This window comes from Microbacterium timonense (genome assembly GCF_900292075.1).
GTDB classification, from domain to species: Bacteria; Actinomycetota; Actinomycetes; order Actinomycetales; family Microbacteriaceae; genus Microbacterium; species Microbacterium timonense.
Genome location: NZ_OLMV01000002.1, coordinates 575567 through 594681 on the forward strand (window position 1 = coordinate 575567; position 19115 = coordinate 594681).

General features: G+C 69.0%; 14 protein-coding genes and 1 pseudogene. 2 read left to right on the forward strand and 13 right to left on the reverse strand.

Annotated features, from left to right (window positions below; all coding sequences use genetic code 11):
* Nucleotides 1-14: 14 nt before the first annotated feature.
* The 12 genes and pseudogenes from C9992_RS08510 to C9992_RS08565 all read right to left on the reverse strand — a co-directional run bounded on the left by C9992_RS08510 (nt 15) and on the right by C9992_RS08565 (nt 14715).
* Nucleotides 15-1499, reverse strand: coding sequence for a DUF1593 domain-containing protein (locus C9992_RS08510; RefSeq protein ID WP_106815133.1), 1485 nt, complete (start codon nt 1497-1499; stop codon nt 15-17).
* Nucleotides 1500-1503: 4 nt separating this feature from the next.
* Entirely contained in the window at nt 1504-2517 is a 1014-nt protein-coding gene (locus C9992_RS08515; protein ID WP_456085560.1) for a formylglycine-generating enzyme family protein, read from the reverse strand.
* A 15-nt stretch (nt 2518-2532) separates the two neighbouring features.
* Nucleotides 2533-4026 (reverse strand): sulfatase family protein, encoded by a 1494-nt coding sequence (locus tag C9992_RS08520; protein ID WP_106815134.1) that lies wholly within the window; start codon nt 4024-4026, stop codon nt 2533-2535.
* Nucleotides 4027-4029: 3 nt separating this feature from the next.
* Nucleotides 4030-4632, reverse strand: a complete 603-nt coding sequence (locus tag C9992_RS08525) for a flavin reductase family protein (RefSeq protein ID WP_106815135.1) — start codon at nt 4630-4632, stop codon at nt 4030-4032.
* A gap of 12 nt (nt 4633-4644) precedes the next feature.
* A complete protein-coding gene (locus C9992_RS08530; protein WP_106815136.1) occupies nt 4645-5190 on the reverse strand; it encodes a maleylpyruvate isomerase N-terminal domain-containing protein in 546 nt (181 codons plus the stop codon).
* Nucleotides 5190-6029: a fumarylacetoacetate hydrolase family protein gene (locus C9992_RS08535; protein WP_106815137.1), complete on the reverse strand. Its 840-nt coding sequence runs from the start codon at nt 6027-6029 to the stop codon at nt 5190-5192. The genes C9992_RS08530 and C9992_RS08535 overlap by 1 nt, the downstream gene beginning before the upstream one ends.
* A pseudogene (locus C9992_RS08540) lies at nt 6026-7110 on the reverse strand (cupin domain-containing protein). Before C9992_RS08540 ends, C9992_RS08535 begins: the two are co-directional and overlap by 4 nt.
* Entirely contained in the window at nt 7110-9566 is a 2457-nt protein-coding gene (locus tag C9992_RS08545) for a glycoside hydrolase family 3 N-terminal domain-containing protein (protein WP_106815138.1), read from the reverse strand. The pseudogene C9992_RS08540 and the gene C9992_RS08545 overlap by 1 nt, the downstream one beginning before the upstream one ends.
* Before the next feature lie 8 nt (nt 9567-9574).
* Nucleotides 9575-10411, reverse strand: coding sequence for an ABC transporter ATP-binding protein (locus tag C9992_RS08550; protein WP_106815139.1), 837 nt, complete (start codon nt 10409-10411; stop codon nt 9575-9577).
* Nucleotides 10408-12177 (reverse strand): dipeptide/oligopeptide/nickel ABC transporter permease/ATP-binding protein, encoded by a 1770-nt coding sequence (locus C9992_RS08555; protein ID WP_106815140.1) that lies wholly within the window; start codon nt 12175-12177, stop codon nt 10408-10410. The genes C9992_RS08550 and C9992_RS08555 overlap by 4 nt, the downstream gene beginning before the upstream one ends.
* On the reverse strand, nt 12174-13112 hold the full coding sequence (locus C9992_RS08560) for an ABC transporter permease (protein ID WP_106815141.1): 939 nt from the start codon (nt 13110-13112) through the stop codon (nt 12174-12176). The genes C9992_RS08555 and C9992_RS08560 overlap by 4 nt, the downstream gene beginning before the upstream one ends.
* 52 nt (nt 13113-13164) lie before the next feature.
* Nucleotides 13165-14715, reverse strand: coding sequence for an ABC transporter substrate-binding protein (locus tag C9992_RS08565; RefSeq protein WP_106815142.1), 1551 nt, complete (start codon nt 14713-14715; stop codon nt 13165-13167).
* 126 nt (nt 14716-14841) lie between these two features.
* On the opposite strand from C9992_RS08565, the gene C9992_RS08570 reads away from it, so the two are divergent.
* Nucleotides 14842-16503 carry a sulfatase family protein gene (locus tag C9992_RS08570; protein WP_106815143.1) on the forward strand — a complete coding sequence of 554 codons (1662 nt, stop codon included), beginning with the start codon at nt 14842-14844 and terminating at the stop codon, nt 16501-16503.
* A 2-nt stretch (nt 16504-16505) separates the two neighbouring features.
* Nucleotides 16506-18284, forward strand: a complete 1779-nt coding sequence (locus tag C9992_RS08575) for a sulfatase (protein WP_106815144.1) — start codon at nt 16506-16508, stop codon at nt 18282-18284.
* Between the two features lie 20 nt (nt 18285-18304).
* Here the strand turns inward: C9992_RS08575 and C9992_RS08580 are convergent, their stop codons facing one another.
* Nucleotides 18305-19042, reverse strand: coding sequence for a FadR/GntR family transcriptional regulator (locus C9992_RS08580; protein WP_106815145.1), 738 nt, complete (start codon nt 19040-19042; stop codon nt 18305-18307).
* Between the last annotated feature and the right edge of the window lie 73 nt (nt 19043-19115).

Here is a 19115-nt window from a genome sequence, read left to right on the forward strand (position 1 = left end):
GGGTGTGCCCGCCGTCAGCGGACGGTGATGATCACGCGCTGGTACGCCTTCAGCGGCAGCGGCGCGTCGTCGACCGCCTCGGCGATGACGTGGATCGTGTCGCCCGGTCCAGCGTCGGCGGGCACCGCCACCTCGGCGTTCGGGCCATCGGTCACGAGCGCGACGTCGCCGAGCGAACCCGCCTCGTGGACCCACCACCGCACGGTCACGGCATCACCGTCGGGATCCGTGGCGGATGCCGCGAGCGCCAGGCGCTCTCCGGGCGCGGCGTCCCGGTCGATCCCGCCCTCGACGGAGAGACGCGGATGGTGGTTCGCGTCGTCCCAGCCGGCGACGGTCCAGCGCAAGCGCGCCGCGAAGTCTCTCTGGGCATCGGCGAACCAGCGCACGACCGAGCCCTCGTCCCCGGCGGGCGTGTCGGACGCCCCGTCGGCACGGCCGCGCCCGAAGGCGGCATCCACGAGGGTCCACGTGTCGGCGCCCTCCACGCTCCGACGGTAGCGCCCGCCCCAGCCGCCGTACGACGGGTGCTCGTGCGCGCGCAGCCCTGGCACGAGCAGGTTCAGCATGTTCGTGCTGTCGCCCTCCGAGATCCACTCCCCCGGCGGCTGCGGGTCCGCCCACACCTTGTAGCCCTGAGCCCGTAGCTCGTCGGCGGACAGCCCCGAGAGGTGGAAGTAGTCGGTGAGATCGCCCGGGACCATCTGCCGGCCGTCTCCCCACACCCGGTAGAGCGCACCGAGTGGTCCGACGCCGGTGATGTTCTCCCGCATCCAATCGGCGCCGAGCAGATGCCGGTCCTCGGGACGAACCGTACGGCGGGCCAGATATCCCCATGCGAGCGTCGCCACCTCGATCACCCGGATGCCCGGCCACACGGGCGCGATGTACTCGTCGTACGTCGCATCCTGCGAGGCGAACTTCGTGATCACCGCCTTGGCCGACACGCCTGCGTGCACCGCTTCCCAACGGTCGGTGCCTCGGAACCGCTCCTCGATCGACATGAGCGCCCGCGCGACGGTGCTCGGCCCCGCCCACAGCTGGAGGAAGACGGGGCCAGGCCTCTCGTCCAGCAGCACGTCGGCGATCAGGCGCGACCCGGGCGACTCGACGGAGGTGTCGCCCTCGAAGTCGACGTTCCCGTCGCGGATCACCGCCCGCAGGGCGTCGGGCTCGGGATAGCGGGGATCGTGGCAGCGGAGGTTGTCATGCACCTCGGCATACGCGTCGACGGCGTCGTGAATGAAGCGCTCGCCGGGGGCCCAGCGCCAGGAGGTCTGCGGCTGGTCGTACTCACGCTCCGGGAGGAAGAATGTCGTTCCGCGTCCGTCGCCACGCCAGTGGAATCGACTGGAGGCGTACACGAGCCCCTCGACCTCGACCTCGTTGCTGTACAGCAGGAACCGGATCATCGAGTTGAGGTCGTCCAGCTCGGGGTCGGCCGTCACGATCGTGCGGGGACGAGGGATGGCCGAGACGGCCGCACGGTGGATCGTCATGGCGTCAGCTCCACGTCGTCCGGGCGCCAGCGTCGCGCGAGCCTTCGGCCGCGACGGTGCGGAACCCCGCGTTGCCCATCGACGAGTCCGGGGTGTTGTGCGAGCGGGCCGAGTTTCGGTACCGGTTGCAGTACGAGATGTGGCACAGGTAGCTGCCGCCGCGGAGGACTCGACTGCTCCCGCGCTCCGGGCCGCGCGGATCCACAGCCGGCGCCCTGGTGTACGTGCGCGGCGAATACCAGTCAGCGCACCATTCCCAGACGTTCCCCACGGGCTGCCAGAGCCCGTATCGGTTGCGGTCGAAGGCCCGCGCGGGGGCGGTCGTGAGGTAGCCGTCGTCGAGGGTGTTGACCGTCGGGAATTCGCCCTGCCAGATGTTCGCCCGCCAGCCGCCCTCGTCGACATCGTCGTCACCCCACGGGTATGTCGCGCCGTCGAGACCACCGCGTGCCGCGTACTCCCACTCCGCTTCGGTGGGCAGCCGGCGACCCGCCCAGGTGCAATACGCCTGCGCGTCGTTCCAGCTGACGTGGACGACGGGGTGATCACCGAGACCGTCGACCGTCGAGTGGGCCCCACCCGGGTGCGCCCAGTCGGCGCCACGCACTCCGAGCCACCACGGCGTGCCGGCTGCCGGTCCGATCACGTCCGACGCCGGCGCCTGCACCGCAAGATGGAACACCGCACTGTAGCCGAAGCTCTCCGCCTCCGTTCGATATCCCGTGTCCGAAACGAATCTGGCGAAGTCGTCGTTGGTGACCGTGGTCGCGTCGATATCGAAAGCCTCGAGCGCCACGCGGTGCCGCGGGGTCTCGCCGTCGCCGGGGTTCTCATCGCCCGACGCGTCTCCCATCGTGAACTCGCCCGCCGGGATCGTCGCCTGCTCGACGGTGTGACGGGCGCGCCTCCCCGGCGCGGCGGCACGGGCGGCATCCACTGGTCCGATCTGCAGGAACCGAGCACGAGAGGGTGACCCGCACGCGCACGACGGCCCGCAGGCGCCTCGATCATCCTCCACAGCGAACCCTTCCCGTCAGCGCGCGAACACGCGCGTGACGCGTTCCAGGGTCTCCGCGTCGTACGGACCCCAGTCCGGCCGAGGCGTGTCCGGACCGCGGTACGGCTCGTCGCCGTAGTGCCGCTGGTACTGGGTGAGCTTGGCTGCGAGCGCTGCGCGGATCTCGGCGTACGCCGGATCATCGGCGACATTGCGCACCTCCGCGGGATCCGCCGCGAGGTCGTACAGCTCCCACTCCGGCTCGAACAGCCGCTCGGAGGCGCCCGGCACACCGAGGCCGGCGCCGTAGTAGTGGATGAGCTTGTATTCGGCGGTGCGGATCCCGTAGTGCGCCGGCGCCGCATGGATGGGGTCGTCGTGCTCCCAGTAGCGGTAGTAGGCGGCATCCGGCCAGTCCTCGACCCGCTCGCCGCGCAGCAGCGGCAGGAAGCTGCGCCCTTGCGAGGTGGGAAGCTCCTCCCCCGCGTCGATCCCGCAGGCATCGAGGAAGGTCGCCGCGAAGTCGACGTTGGTGATGATGGCCTCGCACCTGCTGCCCGCTTCGACCGCCGCGGGCCACTGGATGAGCATCGGCATCTGCAACGACTGGTCGAACATCAGCCGCTTGTCGAACCATCCGTGATCGCCGAGGAAGAATCCCTGATCGGACGTGTAGACGACGAGGGTGTTCTCGGCGAGCCCCTTCTCCTCCAACCGGTCCAGCAGCCGGCCGACGTTGTCGTCGATCGACTGGACGCACTGGAGGTAGTCGCGCATGTAGATCTGGTACTTCCAACGCATGCGCGCTTCACGGTTCTCCGGACCGCGGAGATGCTCCGGGATGTCCTGCTTGAGGTCGTCGGCGCCCATGTCGTCGGCGATCGTCATGCGCACGCCGCGGACGGCCCTGCTGCGGCTCTCGTTGTCATCGAAGAACGTCTCCGGCTCCGGGATCGCGCCGTCCGCGTACAGGTGCCGGTGCTTCTCGTCAGGGACCCACGGGCGATGCGGCGCCTTGTGGTGCACCATCATGCAGAACGGCTCGTCGTCCCCGAGGCCGTCGAGCCAGTCCAGGGACAGATCGGTGACGATGTCGGTCGCGTAGCCGGGCACCGTATGGGTGCCGCGCTCGTCGATCATCGCGGGATCCACGTAGTCGCCCTGTCCGGGGAAGATCTTCCACGTGTCGAAGCCGCGAGGCAGGGCCTGCCCGTGCTCGCCCAGGTGCCACTTGCCGAACATGGCCGTGCGATAGCCGGCGCGCTGCAGAACCTCGGGGAACGTCGGGACGCGGTAGTCCATCTCCGTCCAGATCGACGACACGCCGTTCACATGCGAGTACGTCCCCGTGAGGATCGAGGCGCGGGACGGGCTGCAGATGGAGTTGGTGCAGAAGACAGCGTCCATCCGCACGCCATTGTGCGCGATGCGGTCCAGGTGCGGAGTCGAGTTCACGCGACTGCCGTAGGCCGAGATGGCGTGGGCCGCATGGTCGTCGGACAGGATGAAGACGATGTTCGTGCGGGACATGGTTCAGCCTCCGGGGACGGGGGGCAGTTCGATGACGGTGCCCAGAGTGGTGTATCGGGGTCCGGCCAGGCGGCCGAGGGGGCGCAGCAGTTCGGTGTCGATGCGTCCGTCTCGCATCACCGTCTCGTCGATGTGCCAGCCCACCACGCGTCCGACGACGAAGTCGCCGCCCGTCGGGCTGAACGAGATGGTGCGCTCGTGCACGCACTCCATGCTGATCGGCGCACCGGCCAGACGCGGGACCCGAACGAGCTGGGATGGTGTCAGGTCGAGGCCTCGCGCTTCCGCCTCACTGACGTCCGGCGCCAGCGCTTCCGAACTGGCGTGCACGTCGTCCAGCAGGTCCTGGTGCGCGATGTTGATGACATATTCGCCGTCCCGCTCGATGTTGCGCATGGTGTCCTTCAGCCCGGTCGGACGGCGGTTGATGGTGAAGCCGAGCATGGCCGGGTGCTGGCTGACCCAGGCGAAGGAGCTGAAGGGGGCGAGGTTGACGGTGTGCGGCGGGATGCCGCTGGTGACCCACGCGATCGGGCGCGGAACGACCGAGCCCACCAGCAGGCGATAGGTCGACGCGGGGTCGAGGCTGGACGCATCGATGAACATGTCGGAGGCTCCTCAGGGAAGGGACGGAAGAAGGGATGCCGCGCGGCGGTGCACCTCGGCGGGCAGGTCGGCCGCTTCCGCCCCGTTGCCGAGATGGAGCGCGCCGAGCCACACCTCCCGCGCGCGAAGCCAGGCGGTCGCGGAGGCGGGGGCGCTCGATCCGTCCTCCAGCACCACGACGTGAGACCAGGCACGCGCGGGGAGGTCGCGCCACTCCACGTTCAGATGCACCGCTGCGTGCGCGACGAGGTTGCGCAGCGCCTCCACCGGCAGCGACGCGCCGAAGTGCACCTCCTCCGCGTGCTGCACCGGCGACTCGTACATCGGGACCCGCCGACCGAGCGCCGCGGCCTCGATCAGCCGGGCGACGGCTCGCGCGTGGTAGCCGACGTGGGCCACGACGTGTGCGCGCGACCACCCGGGAACCCGTGAGGGTGCGGCGAAATCCTCGTCGCGCAGCTCGTTGACCTTGCGGGAGAAGAACGCCTGCCCTCGGCGGGCGAGGAGCAGGTCCGCCGCCAGGACGGGGTCGCTGACGTTGTCGGTGCGGGCGCCCATCAGCGCTCCCGCACGTCCACCCGGTTGCGGAGCATCCCGATACCGTCGACGCTCGTCTCCACCCGGTCGCCGGCCGTGAGGTAGCGCGCGGGCGTTCGCGCGTGGCCCACTCCGCCCGGCGTCCCCGAGGCGATCACGTCGCCGGGCTGGAGGGTGACGATCGCCGAGATGTACGACACCAGCTCTGCCGGATCGAACACGAGATCGTCGGTCGCGGCGTCCTGCACCGTCTCCCCGTTCACGGCGCAGCGGATGCGCGGCCCTGGAGTGAACTCGTCCGGGGTCACGAGGACGGGTCCGAACGGGGCCGTCTCGTCGAAGGTCTTGCCCTGCAGCCACTGGAGGGTGCGGTTCTGATAGTCCCGCATCGTCACGTCGTTGAGGACGCTGTAGCCGGCGATCGCCGTGGCGGCAGCATCGCGATCCGCATCGCGCACCCGCGAGCCGATGATGATCGCGAGCTCCGCCTCCCAGTCCACCGCGTCGCCGGCATGGGCAGGCACGCGAATCGGGTCGTACGGGCCGACAAGGGCCTCGGGGTACTTCGAGAACAGCGTCGGATGCGCGGGGAGGTCTCGCCCCATCTCCGCGATGTGCGACCGATAGTTCAGGCCGACGCAGACGATCTTGCCGGGGCGAGGGACGACGGGCGCCCACTGTTCGTCGCTGATCGAATCGAGCGGATGCCGCGTACCGCGCGCGGCGGCGGCTCGATCGCGCCAGTCCGGCTCGGCGAGGAGCGCGCCGAGGTCTGCCGCACCCTCGATCTCGACGAGCGCGGCGTCCTCGACGAGGACGGCGGCGGTTCCTGTTCCGGTACGCAGTGTCGCGAGCCTCATCGCGGTTCGTCCCGGCCGGGCACGTAGGTGCGGGCGAACCCGAGGCGCTCGATGACGGGCGCGTCGCTGAAGCGGAAGAGGTCGAAACCCGTCTCGGCGTGCAGCGACCACGGCACCCAGCTGGGCACCACGAACAGGTCGCCCTTCTCCAGCACGTGCGTCCGACCGCCGAGGACGACCTCGCCCCGACCCTCGAACACCTGCCAGACCGACGAGCCGACCTCGTGCCTCACCGGCGTCGCAGCTCCCTGGCGCAGCCGGTGGAACTCACAGCGGATCGTCGGCATCACGTCGCCGCCGGTGGTCGGGTTGGTGTACCGGATCGCGGCGTGACCCTGCTCCACCGTCGCGGGGTAGCCCTCGTCCTCGAGCGCGAGCTGCTCGCGCAGCGCCGCGTCGGTGTGCTCCCAGCGGTAGGCACTGAGGGGCGAACTGACCTTCTCCTCCAGGCCCGACAGCGGCCGCAGGCCGGGATGCGCCCACAGGCGCTCGGAACGGGAGAAGTCCGGTGATGCCTCATCGGTGACGCGCTCGGAGCCGAACTCGAAGAACCCGACGTCGGTGTAGTTCGACAGCGGGATGTCGAGACCGTCGATCCATGCCATCGGCTCGGGGGTGTCGTTGTGATGACCGTGGAAGTTCCAACCCGGAGTGAGCAGCAGGTCGCCGCGCGACATGCGCACGGGGTCGCCATTGACGACCGTCCACACACCCTCGCCCTCGACCACGAAACGGAAGGCGTTCTGGCTGTGGCGGTGCTCAGGCGCCGTCTCGTGACCGCCCAGGTACTGGATCGCGCACCACAGCGTCGGGGTCGCGTACGCCGTTCCCGGAAGGCCGGATTGCGCAGGCCGATCGCGCGCCGCTCCCCGCCGCGGCCGACGGGCACGAGGTCGCCGGATCGCTTCGCGATGTCGTACAACGTCGCCCAGCGCCACACGTGGGGCACGGCCACCGGTGCCGGCGTGAGGGGCATCAGGTCGTCGCGCTGCGTCCACAGTGGTGCCAACGACGACGCCTCGAAGTCCGCGTAGAGGCGCTCGAGCTCGGGGGTGTCGGCTCGGCCGTCCATGGTCTGCATCACGGAGCCTTCCTCTCGGTGAGCTGCTTCCAGAGCCATTCGATCGTGTCCGCCAGACCCACCTCGGGGTTGATCCCCCGCTGCGCCTGAAGGCCATCTGACAACGCGAGGAACACCCGTGCCGTCGCTGACGGGTCGAGGTCGGAGGGGAATGTGCCGGCTTGCTGTCGCGCCTCGATGTCGCGCCGCATACTCGCTAGCACCTCGTTCTCTCGGCGCAGGAAGAACTCGTGCGCGGGATGATCGGGGTCGGCCGCCGCAGCCGCGAGGTTGACGTAGAGGTGCACCACTGCCGGAACGGTCTCATTGTGACGTGCCACCCGAATGGTCATCGGGTCGTCGCCTCCCTGCGCGGCGAGGATGCGGCGGTTCACGATGTCACGCTGACGCAGCACTTCGACGAGGAGGTTCTCTTTCGTGCCGAAGTGATGCAGCAGACCGGCTTGGGTCATTCCGACCGCTTCGGCGATATCGCGAAGCGACGTCGCTCCGAAGCCCTTCTTCTCGATGATCTCGAGGGCCGTCTCGAGAATCAGCTCCTGACTCTCCCTCCCTTGCGCGTACGTGCGGCGCGCCGCCTTCCGCCGGACCGGAGCGCTCGGCTGCCCTGCGAGGAAGAGCGGGCTCGCGTAGTCGCCGGGGACGTCGACTCGCGACGTCCGCACCGCTTCTGCGGTGCGAGGGATGTCGAAGGGCAGACGTCCTTCGGCACGGGTTCGTCCCGTCAGCACTTCGAGGGCCGCGTCCGCTGAGGCGCCGAACTCCGCCACGACTGCCGCACAGTGGGGAAGGAGGGGCTCCAGGATCGCGGGGCGCTCCAGGCGCACCACGAGGATCACCGGAGCGTGCTCGGCGAGTTTCTGGAGGCGCTGGGAGACCTCGGGGGCGAACTCCAACGATCCGGCGTGGAAGCTCGCCTCGAGCGCGAACTCATCACGCGGGTCAAACGGTGCCGCGATCTGCACGACGATCGCGTCCGCGCCCGCCGGGTCGGCCACGGGGACGAGGCCGGCGTTCTTGAGCGAGGCGGCGGAGATCTCCTGCGAGAAGACGCGCGCGCCCCGCCGCAGCGGCAGCGCGGACTTCGAAGAGGACGACCCGTTGGTCAGGACGACCATCGAGCGAGCCTGTGCGGCGTGACCGGCGGCGCGGAAGTCCTCCCGCCCCACGATCTCGACCGCGGCGTCCTCGTCCACATAGGGGTTCTCGAAGAGCCCGAGCTCGAACTTGACCCGCAGCAGACGTCGCACCGACTCATCGATGCGGGCCTCGTCGACCGCGCCGGACTCGACGAGCGAGACGATATAGCCCGGATCCTCCTCGCCGCCCAGCTGGTCGCAGCCGGCCTCGATGATCTTCTGCACCCGTTCGATCGCCGAGAGGTGCTCCACACCCCACGCCCGCGGCGGCAGTGTCTTGCCGGCGATGCGCGACTCGGTGACAAGCCCCCAATCGGTGCAGACGACTCCCTGGAAGCCGAGACGCTCGCGTAAGAGGCCGGTGATGATCTGGCGATTGAAGCCGAAGCCCACCTCCTCGACCGGCTCGCCGTCCAGCGTGAGCCCGATCGGGATGCCGTACGACGGCATGATCGCCGGGACGCCGCGCTCGATCACCCGGCGGAACGGCTCGAGGTGGTACTCGAACATCCCGCCCGGGTAGTCCTGCTCCTTGCCGTAGTGGAAGTGCGGGTCCTCGCCGTCGCGCTGCGGGCCACCCCCCGGGAAGTGCTTCGCCATGCACGCGACGCTCTCGGGGCCGAGGCCCTGACCGCCCTCGAAGCCGTCGACGTAGGCGACGCCGAGCGCACCCGCCTTCGCGGCATCCTGGCCGAAGGTGCTGTACTGCCGCGCCCAGCGCGGTTCGGTCGCCACGTCGAGGGTCGGGTGCAGCGCCAGACGGATGCCGAGGGCCGCGTACTCGCGGCGGGCGATATCGGCGAATTCTCGAACGGTCGCCTCATCGCCGATGGCACCCAGGCCGAGCGGCTCCGGCCATGCCGAGAGATGCTCTGCACTGAAGGATGCGCCCCAGTTGTCGGTGAAGGAGTGACGAGGGTCGGTGGAGATGGTCACCGGGATGCCGTGCGGTCCGGCCTCGGCCACCCGTTGCACTTCGTTGTTCCAGCGCGCCATCGCGCGCGGATCGGGGATGCGGTGCACGTTCAGGTGGGTGATGTGCCGCTGTTCGACCAGCTCACGGGCGCTGAAATCCCGAGCGGCGATCGGCTCGCCGTCGATGTCGCCGTCGACGGTGACGCTCACCACCGACTGCACCATGAGACCTGCCTTCTCGGCCAGCGACAGGCGGCCGAGCAGATCCTCCACCCGCTCCTCGACGGGAAGGCGCGGGTCCTCGTACGGATCCATGACGCCGTTGCCGTTCAGATCCCGGTACGGCGGCGTTGCGTCTCCGGGTCGTGCTGTGGCGGCGGCCGCACTCGTGGTCGTCGTCATGTGGATCCTCAGTTCTCCCTGCCGGCCGCCAGAAGGCGGCGCTCTTCGCGACGCTTGCGCTGCTGTGCGACGTCGGCCACCGGGGCCGACATGAACAGACGCTGCGTGTACGGATGTGACGGACGGGCCGTGACCTGGTCGACCTCGCCCTCCTCGACGATCTCGCCTCGGTACAGCACCGTGACGCGATGGCTGATGTGGCGGATGACACCGAGGTCGTGCGAGACGAAGAGGTACGCCACGCCGGTCGACTCCTGGATCTCGATCAGCAGATCGAGCACCCGTGCCTGGGTGGTGAGGTCCAGCGCCGACACCGGTTCGTCGCAGATGATGAGCCGGGGGTTCAGAGCAATGGCACGCGCGATCGCGATGCGCTGACGCTGCCCGCCGGAGAACTCCCGCGGCAGCCGCCGATCGGCGTCCGCCGGCAGGTGCACCCGATCCAGCAGGTCGCGGATACGGGCGTAGGCGTCCTTGCGCGTCCAGCCCTGCACCAACAACGGCTCGGCCAGGATGTCAGCGACCGTCATCGACGGATTCAGCGACGTGTACGGGTCCTGGAACACCACCTGAATATCACGGGCCAGTCCGCGCCGCTCGGCGGGGGCGATCCGGGTGATGTCACGCCCGTCGAAGGTGATGGTGCCCGATGTCACGGGGACGAGCCCGAGGATCGCCCGCCCGATCGTCGTCTTGCCCGACCCCGACTCGCCCACGAGGCCCAGGGTCTCCCCCGGCCGGATGTCGAGCGAGACACCCTTGAGCGCGGTGAAGCTCTTGCGTCCGCGACTGCGATATTCGACCTCGAGATCATCCGCGCGCAGCAACGCTTCATGGGCGGTCATCGTCCGGTCCTTTCGTCCGCAGCGGGCGCCGGCGCGTAGGTGCGCACCGGCCCCTCCTCCAGCATGGAGTCCAGCAGCGTCCGCGTGTACGATTCCTGCGGCGCGGTCAGGACGGACTCGACGTCGGCGGTCTCCACGATCCGACCCTGTTTCATCACGGCCACACGATCGCAGATGTCGGCCACGACGCCGAAGTTGTGCGTCACGAGAAGCACGGCCATATCGCTCTCCTGCTGCAGGTCTCGCAGCAGGTCGAGGACCTCGGCCTGGACCGTCACATCGAGTGCCGTGGTCGGCTCGTCGGCGATCAGCAGCTTGGGCTTTCCGGCGACCGCTCCCGCGATGAGCACCCGCTGAGCCATGCCGCCGGAGATCTCATGCGGGTACGCCCGGAACGTGGCCTCCGGGTCGGCGATGCCCACACGCGCCAGCAGTTCCAACGCACGGTCCTTGGCCGCGCGCTGCGACATGCCCAACCGGGTGCGCAGCGGCTCGGTCAGCTGATGCCCGATGCGGAAGCTCGGGTCGAGGTTGCTCAGCGGCTCCTGGGGCACGTAGGCGATGTCGCTGCCGCGCAGCTTGCGGCGCTGGCGAGGGTCGAGCGCGGTGAGCTCGACGCCGTCGAAGGTGATGGAGCCACGCGAGACCCAGCCGCCCTCCGGGAGGAGGCCGAGAACCGAGAACGCCGTCTGTGTCTTGCCCGAGCCGGACTCGCCGACCAGACCGAGCACCTCACCGGGTGCGACATCGAGCGATACGTGGTGGACGACCGGCGTCTGCGCCTCGCCTACGCCGTAGCTGACCTCGAGATCGCGCACGCTGAGCAACGACGACGAGGGCCGTTCGGCGAGGGACGACACCGCTGCCGGAACAGTGACGCCGGTCTTGGACGAGTCGGCGGAACCGCGGTCCTCCAGCGCGTCGCGCATGGCGTTGCCCAGCAGGATGAGGGCCATCGTGGTGAGGCCGATCGCCAGGCTCGGCCACAGGATCAGCGACGGAGAGACGAAGATCCGGCGGAAGCCCTCGTTCAGCATCCCACCCCATGACGGCAGCGAGCTGTCGGTGACCCCGAGGAACTCCAGTCCCGCCTGGACGGAGATCGCGATGCTGGCCAGCCGCGCGGACTGGATGATGACGGGTGCGCGCACGACGGTGAGTACGTGGCGTCCGATGATGCGTGCGTCGCTGAGCCCGGCGACCCGCGCCGCATCCACGTACAGCTCGCCGCGCACGCCCTGTACGGCCGCGCGCACGATCCGGAACACCGCGGGCGCCAGCAGGATGCCGAAGACCGCCATCGAGACCCAGACCGACGGACCGGCCACGGCACGGACCGCCAGCAGCACGACGATTCCCGGGAGCGCCATGTTGAGGTTGTTGACCCAGTTGGCGACCGCGTCGAACGCACCACCGTAATAGCCGGCGATCAGGCCCGCCGGCAGTCCTACGACCAACGCCACGATGAGCGCGAGGGCTGCGCCTGCGAGGCTGACCTGTGCGCCCCACAGCAGCCGGCTGAGCAGGTCGCGACCCGAGCTGTCAGTGCCGAGCAGGTGCTCCGCGCTGGGCGGCAGCATCGCACTGCGAAGGTCGACCGCGTCCGCCGCAGGGACGGGGAGCAACGGCACGAGCACGGCGCCGAGGATGATCACGAGGAGGACGACGGCTGCTGCCACGCCGAGGGGATCGCGCAGGAAGCGGCGCACGGCGCCGTTGCGCGAGGTCTTGGCGGCAGCGACGAGCGTGGTTGTCTGGCTGCTCATGAGAGGCGCACCTTGGGGTTCAGCCAGGCGACCGCGAGGTCGACCAGCAGGTTGACGACGACGACGATGACGACGTACGAGAGGACGGCACCGAGAACCATGGGCACGTCACCGAGTACGGATGCCTGGACTGCGAGGCTGCCCAGACCGGGGAGGGCGAAGATCTGCTCGATGACGACCGCCCCGCCGAGGATGCCGACGACCTGCACGGCGAGAGCGGTGAGTCCCGTCGTCGAGGCGTTGCGCAGCGCGTGGGAGAGCACGACGCGCGTTTCGGAGATGCCGCGGCTGCGAAGGGTCCGCACGTAGTCCTGACGAAGGGTGGAGATCATCGAGCTGCGGACCTGCTGCGCGATTCCGGCGACAGCCACCACCGTCAGCGCCGTGACCGGCAGCACCAGACTGCGAGCCCAGGCAGCGGGGTCGGTCGCGAAGTCGGTGTATCCGGTCGCCGGGAACCAGCCGAGCTGGATGGCGAAGACCGTGACGAGGAACAGCGCGATGATGAATGCCGGCAGCGCGTCGCCGAGGGTCGTGAAGAACTGCACGGTCTTGTCGACCCATCCGCGCTTGACGGCCGAGAGCACGCCGAAGGCGAACCCGAAGATCCCGCTGAGCACGGTGACGAGCACGACGAGCGCGACAGTGACCGGCATGCGCACGGAGATCGCCTGCCACACCGTCTGAGTGGTGAAGAGGGACTGCCCGAGGTCGCCCGTCAGTGCACTGCCGAGCCAGTCGAAGTACTGCACGAAGACCGGCCGGTCGAGGCCGAGTTGGGTGTTGAGCTGCTCCACCTGTTCGGCGCTGGCGTTCTCGCCCAGGACGTTCCGAGCGATGTCGTCGAAGGCCGGCGACAGAAGGAGGAAGACGATGAGGGATGTCGCGAAGACGAGCGACACCGCCGACAACAGGCGCTTCAGAAGGAATGGCATGGCTGACTCTCAGGAGGGGATGGGGGCCCGCCACCGCGGGCCCCCACCGTCGTCACTGTCCGCTCGGCGTGAAGTTGTAGATCGACGGAACGGCCTGCTGGACCTGCGGCACGATCTCGATCTTGTCGCCGTAGAAGTTGAACGTGTCGGGGCGCATCACCGGAGCGAACCACACGTTGTCGATCACCCACTCGTTGATCTCGCGCGCGCCCTCCGCGCGACCGGCCTCGTCCGCGGCGGGGTATTCGGCGATCAAGGCGTCCAGCTCCGGGTCGGACGATCCGAGGGGGTTCCACGGCGCATCCGGCGACAGCAGGAACTGGGTGGTGTTCCAGTCCGACCGCTGAGCGAGCGTCATGAACGCGATGGCGAACTCCCCGCGCTGCATGGACGGGACGGCTTCGCCCGGACCCCACTGGTGGCGGTTCACCGTGACACCGATGTCCTCCCAGTTCTGGATGATCGCGTCGTAGATGACCGGCTCGAAGACCGGGCTGATCGGGAGAGTGATCTCCAGATCGCTGGCACCTGCCTCGGCGAGGAGCTTCTTCGCCCGCTCCGGGTCGTAGGCGTACGCGCTGTCGAGCGACTCGTCGTAGGCCTCCGTATCAGGACCGAACACCTGTGACGTGGGCTGTCCGAGGCCTTCCCACCCGACATCCACGAGCGCCTCGGCGTCGATCGCGATGGCGAGGGCTTCACGGACGCGGACGTCCGCCAGTTCGGGCTGAAGCTGTCCGGTGCGGTCGAAGAAGAGGATGCCGCCCCAGTTGACCGAGAAGGGCTCGGGCTGGTTGAGCCCCGCGCCGGCGGCCTGCACGGCAGACGCTGCACGGTTGAGCGACGCGAAGTCGATCTGGCCGGAGGTGAGCGCGTTCAGGCGCGCGGTCTCGTCGGGCAGGATCTTGAACTCGACGGCGTCGAACGGGAGCGGGTCACCCCAGTAGTCCTCATTGCGGGTCAGCTTGTACGTCGAGCCGACGACGGAGCTGCTGGTGTCGAGCACGTAGGGACCGGTTCCCACGGGGTCGGCGGCGATCTCGGGCGTACCGAGAGCCGCCGGGCTTCCCATGTACCCGCCGGCGTTGGCGAGGTTGGCCGGCAGATCGGGGTCGGGGGAGTCCAGGCGCAGGATCACGGTGTCCGCGTCGACGACCTCGGCGCCGCTGACGTTCGCGAGGTTGCCCTGCAGCGGCCCGTTCGCGGTCTTGAAGTGTTCGATGTTCGCCTTGACCGCCTCGGCATCGAACGGCGTGCCGTCGGTGAAGGTGACGTCATCGCGGAGCTCGAGCTGGAGCGAGAGGCCGTCATCGGCCATCGTCCACTCGGTGGCGAGCATGGGGCTGAGCTCGCCGTCGGGCTCGCGCTTGATGAGCGTGTCGTAGACGGACTGGTAGATCGGCGCGAGGTGCCCCTCGTTCGCCTGAGCCGGATCCCAGCTCGTGGGCTCCTGCAGTGAGCCGATGACAAGGAGCGGTGCCGTTGCACCGGCGTCACCCGATGCGGTCGGGTCGGTGGTCGCTCCGCCGCCGGTGCATGCAGTGAGCGCCAGCGCGACGGCGGCGGCGCCGCCGATCAGTGCGGTGAGTCGGGCCATTCGCATGGCTGCCTCCAAGACGTCGTTGTGGTTGAGGACGAATCGGCCGCGGTGCTGCGGTCGGGTCGTGTAATACTAAATAGCGTTCAGTGTTTTTTGCAACACCGATCGAAACGGCTCGAGGAGGAGACGATGGCAGCGACGAACATCGTGTGGATCTCCACGCATGACATCAACCCGCACATGGGGGCGTACGCCGATATCTGGCCGGCCGCCGACCAGCCGTCGACGCCGCGATTGGATGCACTGGCGCGCGAGGGCGTGCGGTTCGGCTCCGCCTTCGCGGCGGCTCCTGTCTGTGCGCCCTCTCGTTCGGCGATCATGACCGGCTGCTACCCGAACGCGATCGGCACCATGCATATGCGCACGAAGGCTGTACCGCCGCCTGAAGTCCGCCTGTTCAGCGAGTACTTCCGCGAGGCGGGCTACTACACGACGAACAATTGGTTCACCGACTTCCAGGTGCAGACTCCGCCTACCGCGTTCGATGACTGTTCGAGCACCGCGCACTGGCGCAATCGGCCCGCGGGCGCACCGTTCTTCGCCTCGTTCCACAGCCTCATCACGCACGAGTCCCGCGTGTACGGCGACGAGCTGTACGCCGCCGCGACCGCCGAACTCACCGATGAGGAACGCAGCGATCCCGCCGAGGTCCCGCTGCCCCCGTACCATCCCGACACCGACGCCTTCCGGCAGGCGTGGGCACGGTACTTCGACCTCATCACTGCCATGGACCGCTGGGTGGGCGGCATCCTCGATCAACTCGACGAGGACGGGCTGAGCGATGACACGCTCGTCGTCTTCTGGAGCGATCACGGGGCGAGCTTCCCCCGCGCCAAGCGCTGGGCCACCGAGGCCGGCCTGCGGGTGCCCCTCATCGCTCGCTGGCCGGGCCGCCTGGCCGCCGGCACCGCCCGCGACGAAGTGGTGCAGATGCTCGACCTCGCACCGACGATGCTCCGCGCTGCCGGGATCCCGGTGCCCGGACACATGCATGGACGGCCGCTGTTCGATGAGACCGGGACGCCCTTGCCTGCCGGCCCCTACGCCTTCGGCGCCCGAGATCGGATGGATGCCCAGGAGGATGCCGTGCGCACGGTCCGCGACCAGCGCTTCCGATACGTCCTCAACCTGCATCCGGACCGCTCGGGAATGCAGTACAACTACTACCCCGACCATCTGGCGACGTGGGCGGATATGCGTCGGCTCGTCCACGAGGAAGGTCAGCGCCTCTCGCTCGGTCGCGCGCCCGACATCCTCACCGATCTTCAACGCTCGCTCGTCGCCGCCGGGAGGCCCGCCGAGGAGCTGTACGACCTCCACGACGACCCGCACGAGACCCGCAATCTGGCCGGCGACCCGGACTACCGCGATGTCAAGCAGCGTCTGCGGGAGGCGCTCGAGCAATGGCGGGCAGACCACGGCGACCTCGGCGTCCTTCCCGAGAACGAGCTTCTCGAGCAGTGGCGGCCGGGCGGCATACCCAGAACGACCGCGGCTCCGCACGTGTCGGTGGCTGACGGCACGCTGTCGGCGACGTGTGAGACACCCGGTGCGTCGATCGCCTGGACCGTCGACCCTCCGCATTCCGGACCGTTCCCCCCGCTGTCCGAGATCGAACAGCAATCCGGCTCTCCTGAGCCCGATGGCCGTCGATGGCACCTGTACTCGGCGCCGATCCCGGTACCGGCGGACGGTCCCGTATGGGTGGGCGCCTGGCGTCTGGGCTACGCAGCAAGCGAGCACGTGCAGATCGAACCCGAACTCGTCGTCAGCGGTCAGGAGGCGAGCTGACCATGCGCGCGATCATGCTGATGTTCGACAGCCTGAACCGGCACATGGTGCCGCCGTTCGTCGACGCGGGCCGCGAGTTCCCGAACTTCGCGCGTCTGGCCGAGCGCACGGTGTCGTTCGAGAACTTCTACGCCGGCTCCATGCCCTGCATGCCCGCGCGGCGCGAGCTCCACACCGGCCGTCACAACTTCCTCCACCGCAGCTGGGGGCCGCTGGAGCCGTTCGACGATTCGGTGCCTGCGATGCTGGGCGCACACGGCATCCACACTCATCTCGTCTCGGACCACCTGCATTACTGGGAGGACGGCGGCGCGACGTACCACACGCGGTATTCGACGTGGGAGGTCTTCCGCGGTCAGGAGGGCGACCCGTGGAAGGGTGTCGTCGGACGCGGCGACGTCCGCCTGCCGTTCCCGGTGCGTGCCCGTCTCCAGGATGCGGTGAACCGGGAGCACATGTCGACCGAGGCAACGCATTCTCAGACACGCACCGTCGACGCCGGACTCGACTTCGTCCGGACGAACGCCGGGGCGGATGACTGGATGCTCCAGATCGAGCTGTTCGACCCGCACGAGCCGTTCTTCGCCGCCGAACGGTTCCGCACGTCCCGCGGCCTGGATGCGGACGCGTCGTTCGACTGGCCGGCCTACCGGAAAGTCCTGGAGAGCGACCGGGAGATCGCGAAGACGCGCGACGAGTATCTCGCCCTGCTGGACATGTGCGACCACTCACTCGGGAGAGTGCTGGACGCCATGGATGAGTTCGACCTGTGGGACGACACCATGCTCATCGTCAACACCGATCACGGCTTCCTCCTCGGCGAGCACGGATGGTGGGCCAAAGGCATCACCCCGTGGTTCAACGAGCTGGTCCACATTCCCATGTACCTCTGGGATCCGCGCACCGGGCGGCGCGGTGTCCGCGACGATCGTCTCGCTCAGACGATAGACATCCCCGTGACGCTTCTGGACTTCTTCGGCATCGAGTGCACCGCCGACATGACCGGCGTGCCGCTCCACCGGGACGATTCCGCGCACGACGGAGCCCTGTTCGGAATCCACGGCGGGCACGTCAACGTCACCGACGGCCGGTACGTGTACATGCGTGCCGCACAGACCGCGGACAACGGTCCGCTCGAGGAGTTCACCCTCATGCCGACCCACATGCGGGCGCGGTTCTCGGTCGACGAGCTCGCGTCCTGGGAGCCCGCCGAGCCCTTCTCGTTCACGAAGGGGCTGCGTACGATGCGCATGGCGTCGACGGCGATCTGGCTCAATTCGTGGCGGCACGGCACTCTGCTGTTCGACCTGTCGACGGACCCCGGTCAACTCGATCCCCTCGTCGACGACGAGGTGGAGTTGCGCATGGCGCGGCTGATGGTGGAACTCATGCGAGCCGGCGATGCCCCGGCGAGTCAGTACGTGCGACTCGGTCTTCCAGTGGAGGGTGACGTCGGACCGGAGCACCTGCGGGCCGGTGCGGATCATGAGCGCGCGCTGCGCACCGCGGAGGCCATTCCGCGCCGCCACGAACTGCAGGCCGCCGATCTGCTCAGCCGACCGCTCGCGCAGCTCCTGTCGGACGCAGAGCTCGGCGAGGTGGTCGCACGCCACGCACCGGACGTGGTGAACACCGAGATGGTGGGACTGCCGCGCGGCGGCGATCTGCTGTCGATGGCCGGCCGAGCGGCGATCGATGCCGAGACGCTCCGCGCGCTGGACGCCGACCTCGCCCGGGTCATCGCGGGTCGCGCCCCGGCATCGGCCGTGACGAAGTCGTAGACAGGGCGCCGCCCTCCGGATCAGCGGGCGGCTTCGGCCGCCAGGCGCTCGGACGCGGTGCCCATGTGGGTCGCCATCGCCGAGGCGGCGGCATCCTCATCGCCCGCCTCGATGGCACCGAATACCACCGCGTGCTCGTCGATCGCCGTCAGCGCCTCGGCCTCATCGTGCACCGCGCGGTCCGCGTAGACCTGCAGGAGCGAGCGCACCACGTGCAGCAGGTCGACGAGGGTGTCGTTGCCGGCGGCCGCGGCGAGGGCGTTGTGGAACTCGAGGTCCGCGCGTGCGAACGCCTTGAGGTCGCCGACCCCGCTGCGCATGCGGTCGAGCGATTCCGACAGGGCGCGCAGATCCGACTCCTCGGCGCGACCCGCCGCGAGCCGCGCGACGTAGATCTCGAGGCCGGAACGCAGCTCGAGGAGCTCGCCGGTGTTCTTGCGGCCGATGAGAAGGCCCCACCGCAGCGTCTGCGGCAGCAGCTCGCTGGCGGTCCCGCGCAGGTACGTGCCCGACCCCGGACGCACATCCAGGATGCCGAGGATCTCCAGGGCAGCCAGGGCTTCTCGCACGGCGGAGCGTCCGACGCCGAGGGTCGAGGCCAGCTGTCTCTCGGGAGGCAGACGCGTTCCCGGTTCGAGGTCGCCGGTCGTGAACAGATCCATGAGACGCCGCGCGACCTCCGACACCGGCGTGCCGGTCGGAAGCGCGCCCAGCGCCGCCGTGATCTCGGCGGAGCGGTCATCGGGGTACGCGGGCATGCGAACAACTTAGCCTGCCTCGTCCGAGTCGCGCTGGATTGGTCAACCGGTCTTGCAATTGGTCAACCGGTTT

Coding starts and splice junctions, on each gene's coding strand:
- C9992_RS08510 (WP_106815133.1), bottom strand. CDS start 1,499: ATGACGATCCACCGTGCGGCCGTCTCGGCCATCCCTCGTCCCCGCACG.
- C9992_RS08520 (WP_106815134.1), bottom strand. CDS start 4,026: ATGTCCCGCACGAACATCGTCTTCATCCTGTCCGACGACCATGCGGCC.
- C9992_RS08525 (WP_106815135.1), bottom strand. CDS start 4,632: ATGTTCATCGATGCGTCCAGCCTCGACCCCGCGTCGACCTATCGCCTG.
- C9992_RS08530 (WP_106815136.1), bottom strand. CDS start 5,190: ATGGGCGCCCGCACCGACAACGTCAGCGACCCCGTCCTGGCGGCGGAC.
- C9992_RS08535 (WP_106815137.1), bottom strand. CDS start 6,029: ATGAGGCTCGCGACACTGCGTACCGGAACAGGAACCGCCGCCGTCCTC.
- C9992_RS08545 (WP_106815138.1), bottom strand. CDS start 9,566: ATGACGACGACCACGAGTGCGGCCGCCGCCACAGCACGACCCGGAGAC.
- C9992_RS08550 (WP_106815139.1), bottom strand. CDS start 10,411: ATGACCGCCCATGAAGCGTTGCTGCGCGCGGATGATCTCGAGGTCGAA.
- C9992_RS08555 (WP_106815140.1), bottom strand. CDS start 12,177: ATGAGCAGCCAGACAACCACGCTCGTCGCTGCCGCCAAGACCTCGCGC.
- C9992_RS08560 (WP_106815141.1), bottom strand. CDS start 13,112: ATGCCATTCCTTCTGAAGCGCCTGTTGTCGGCGGTGTCGCTCGTCTTC.
- C9992_RS08565 (WP_106815142.1), bottom strand. CDS start 14,715: ATGCGAATGGCCCGACTCACCGCACTGATCGGCGGCGCCGCCGCCGTC.
- C9992_RS08570 (WP_106815143.1), top strand. CDS start 14,842: ATGGCAGCGACGAACATCGTGTGGATCTCCACGCATGACATCAACCCG.
- C9992_RS08575 (WP_106815144.1), top strand. CDS start 16,506: ATGCGCGCGATCATGCTGATGTTCGACAGCCTGAACCGGCACATGGTG.
- C9992_RS08580 (WP_106815145.1), bottom strand. CDS start 19,042: ATGCCCGCGTACCCCGATGACCGCTCCGCCGAGATCACGGCGGCGCTG.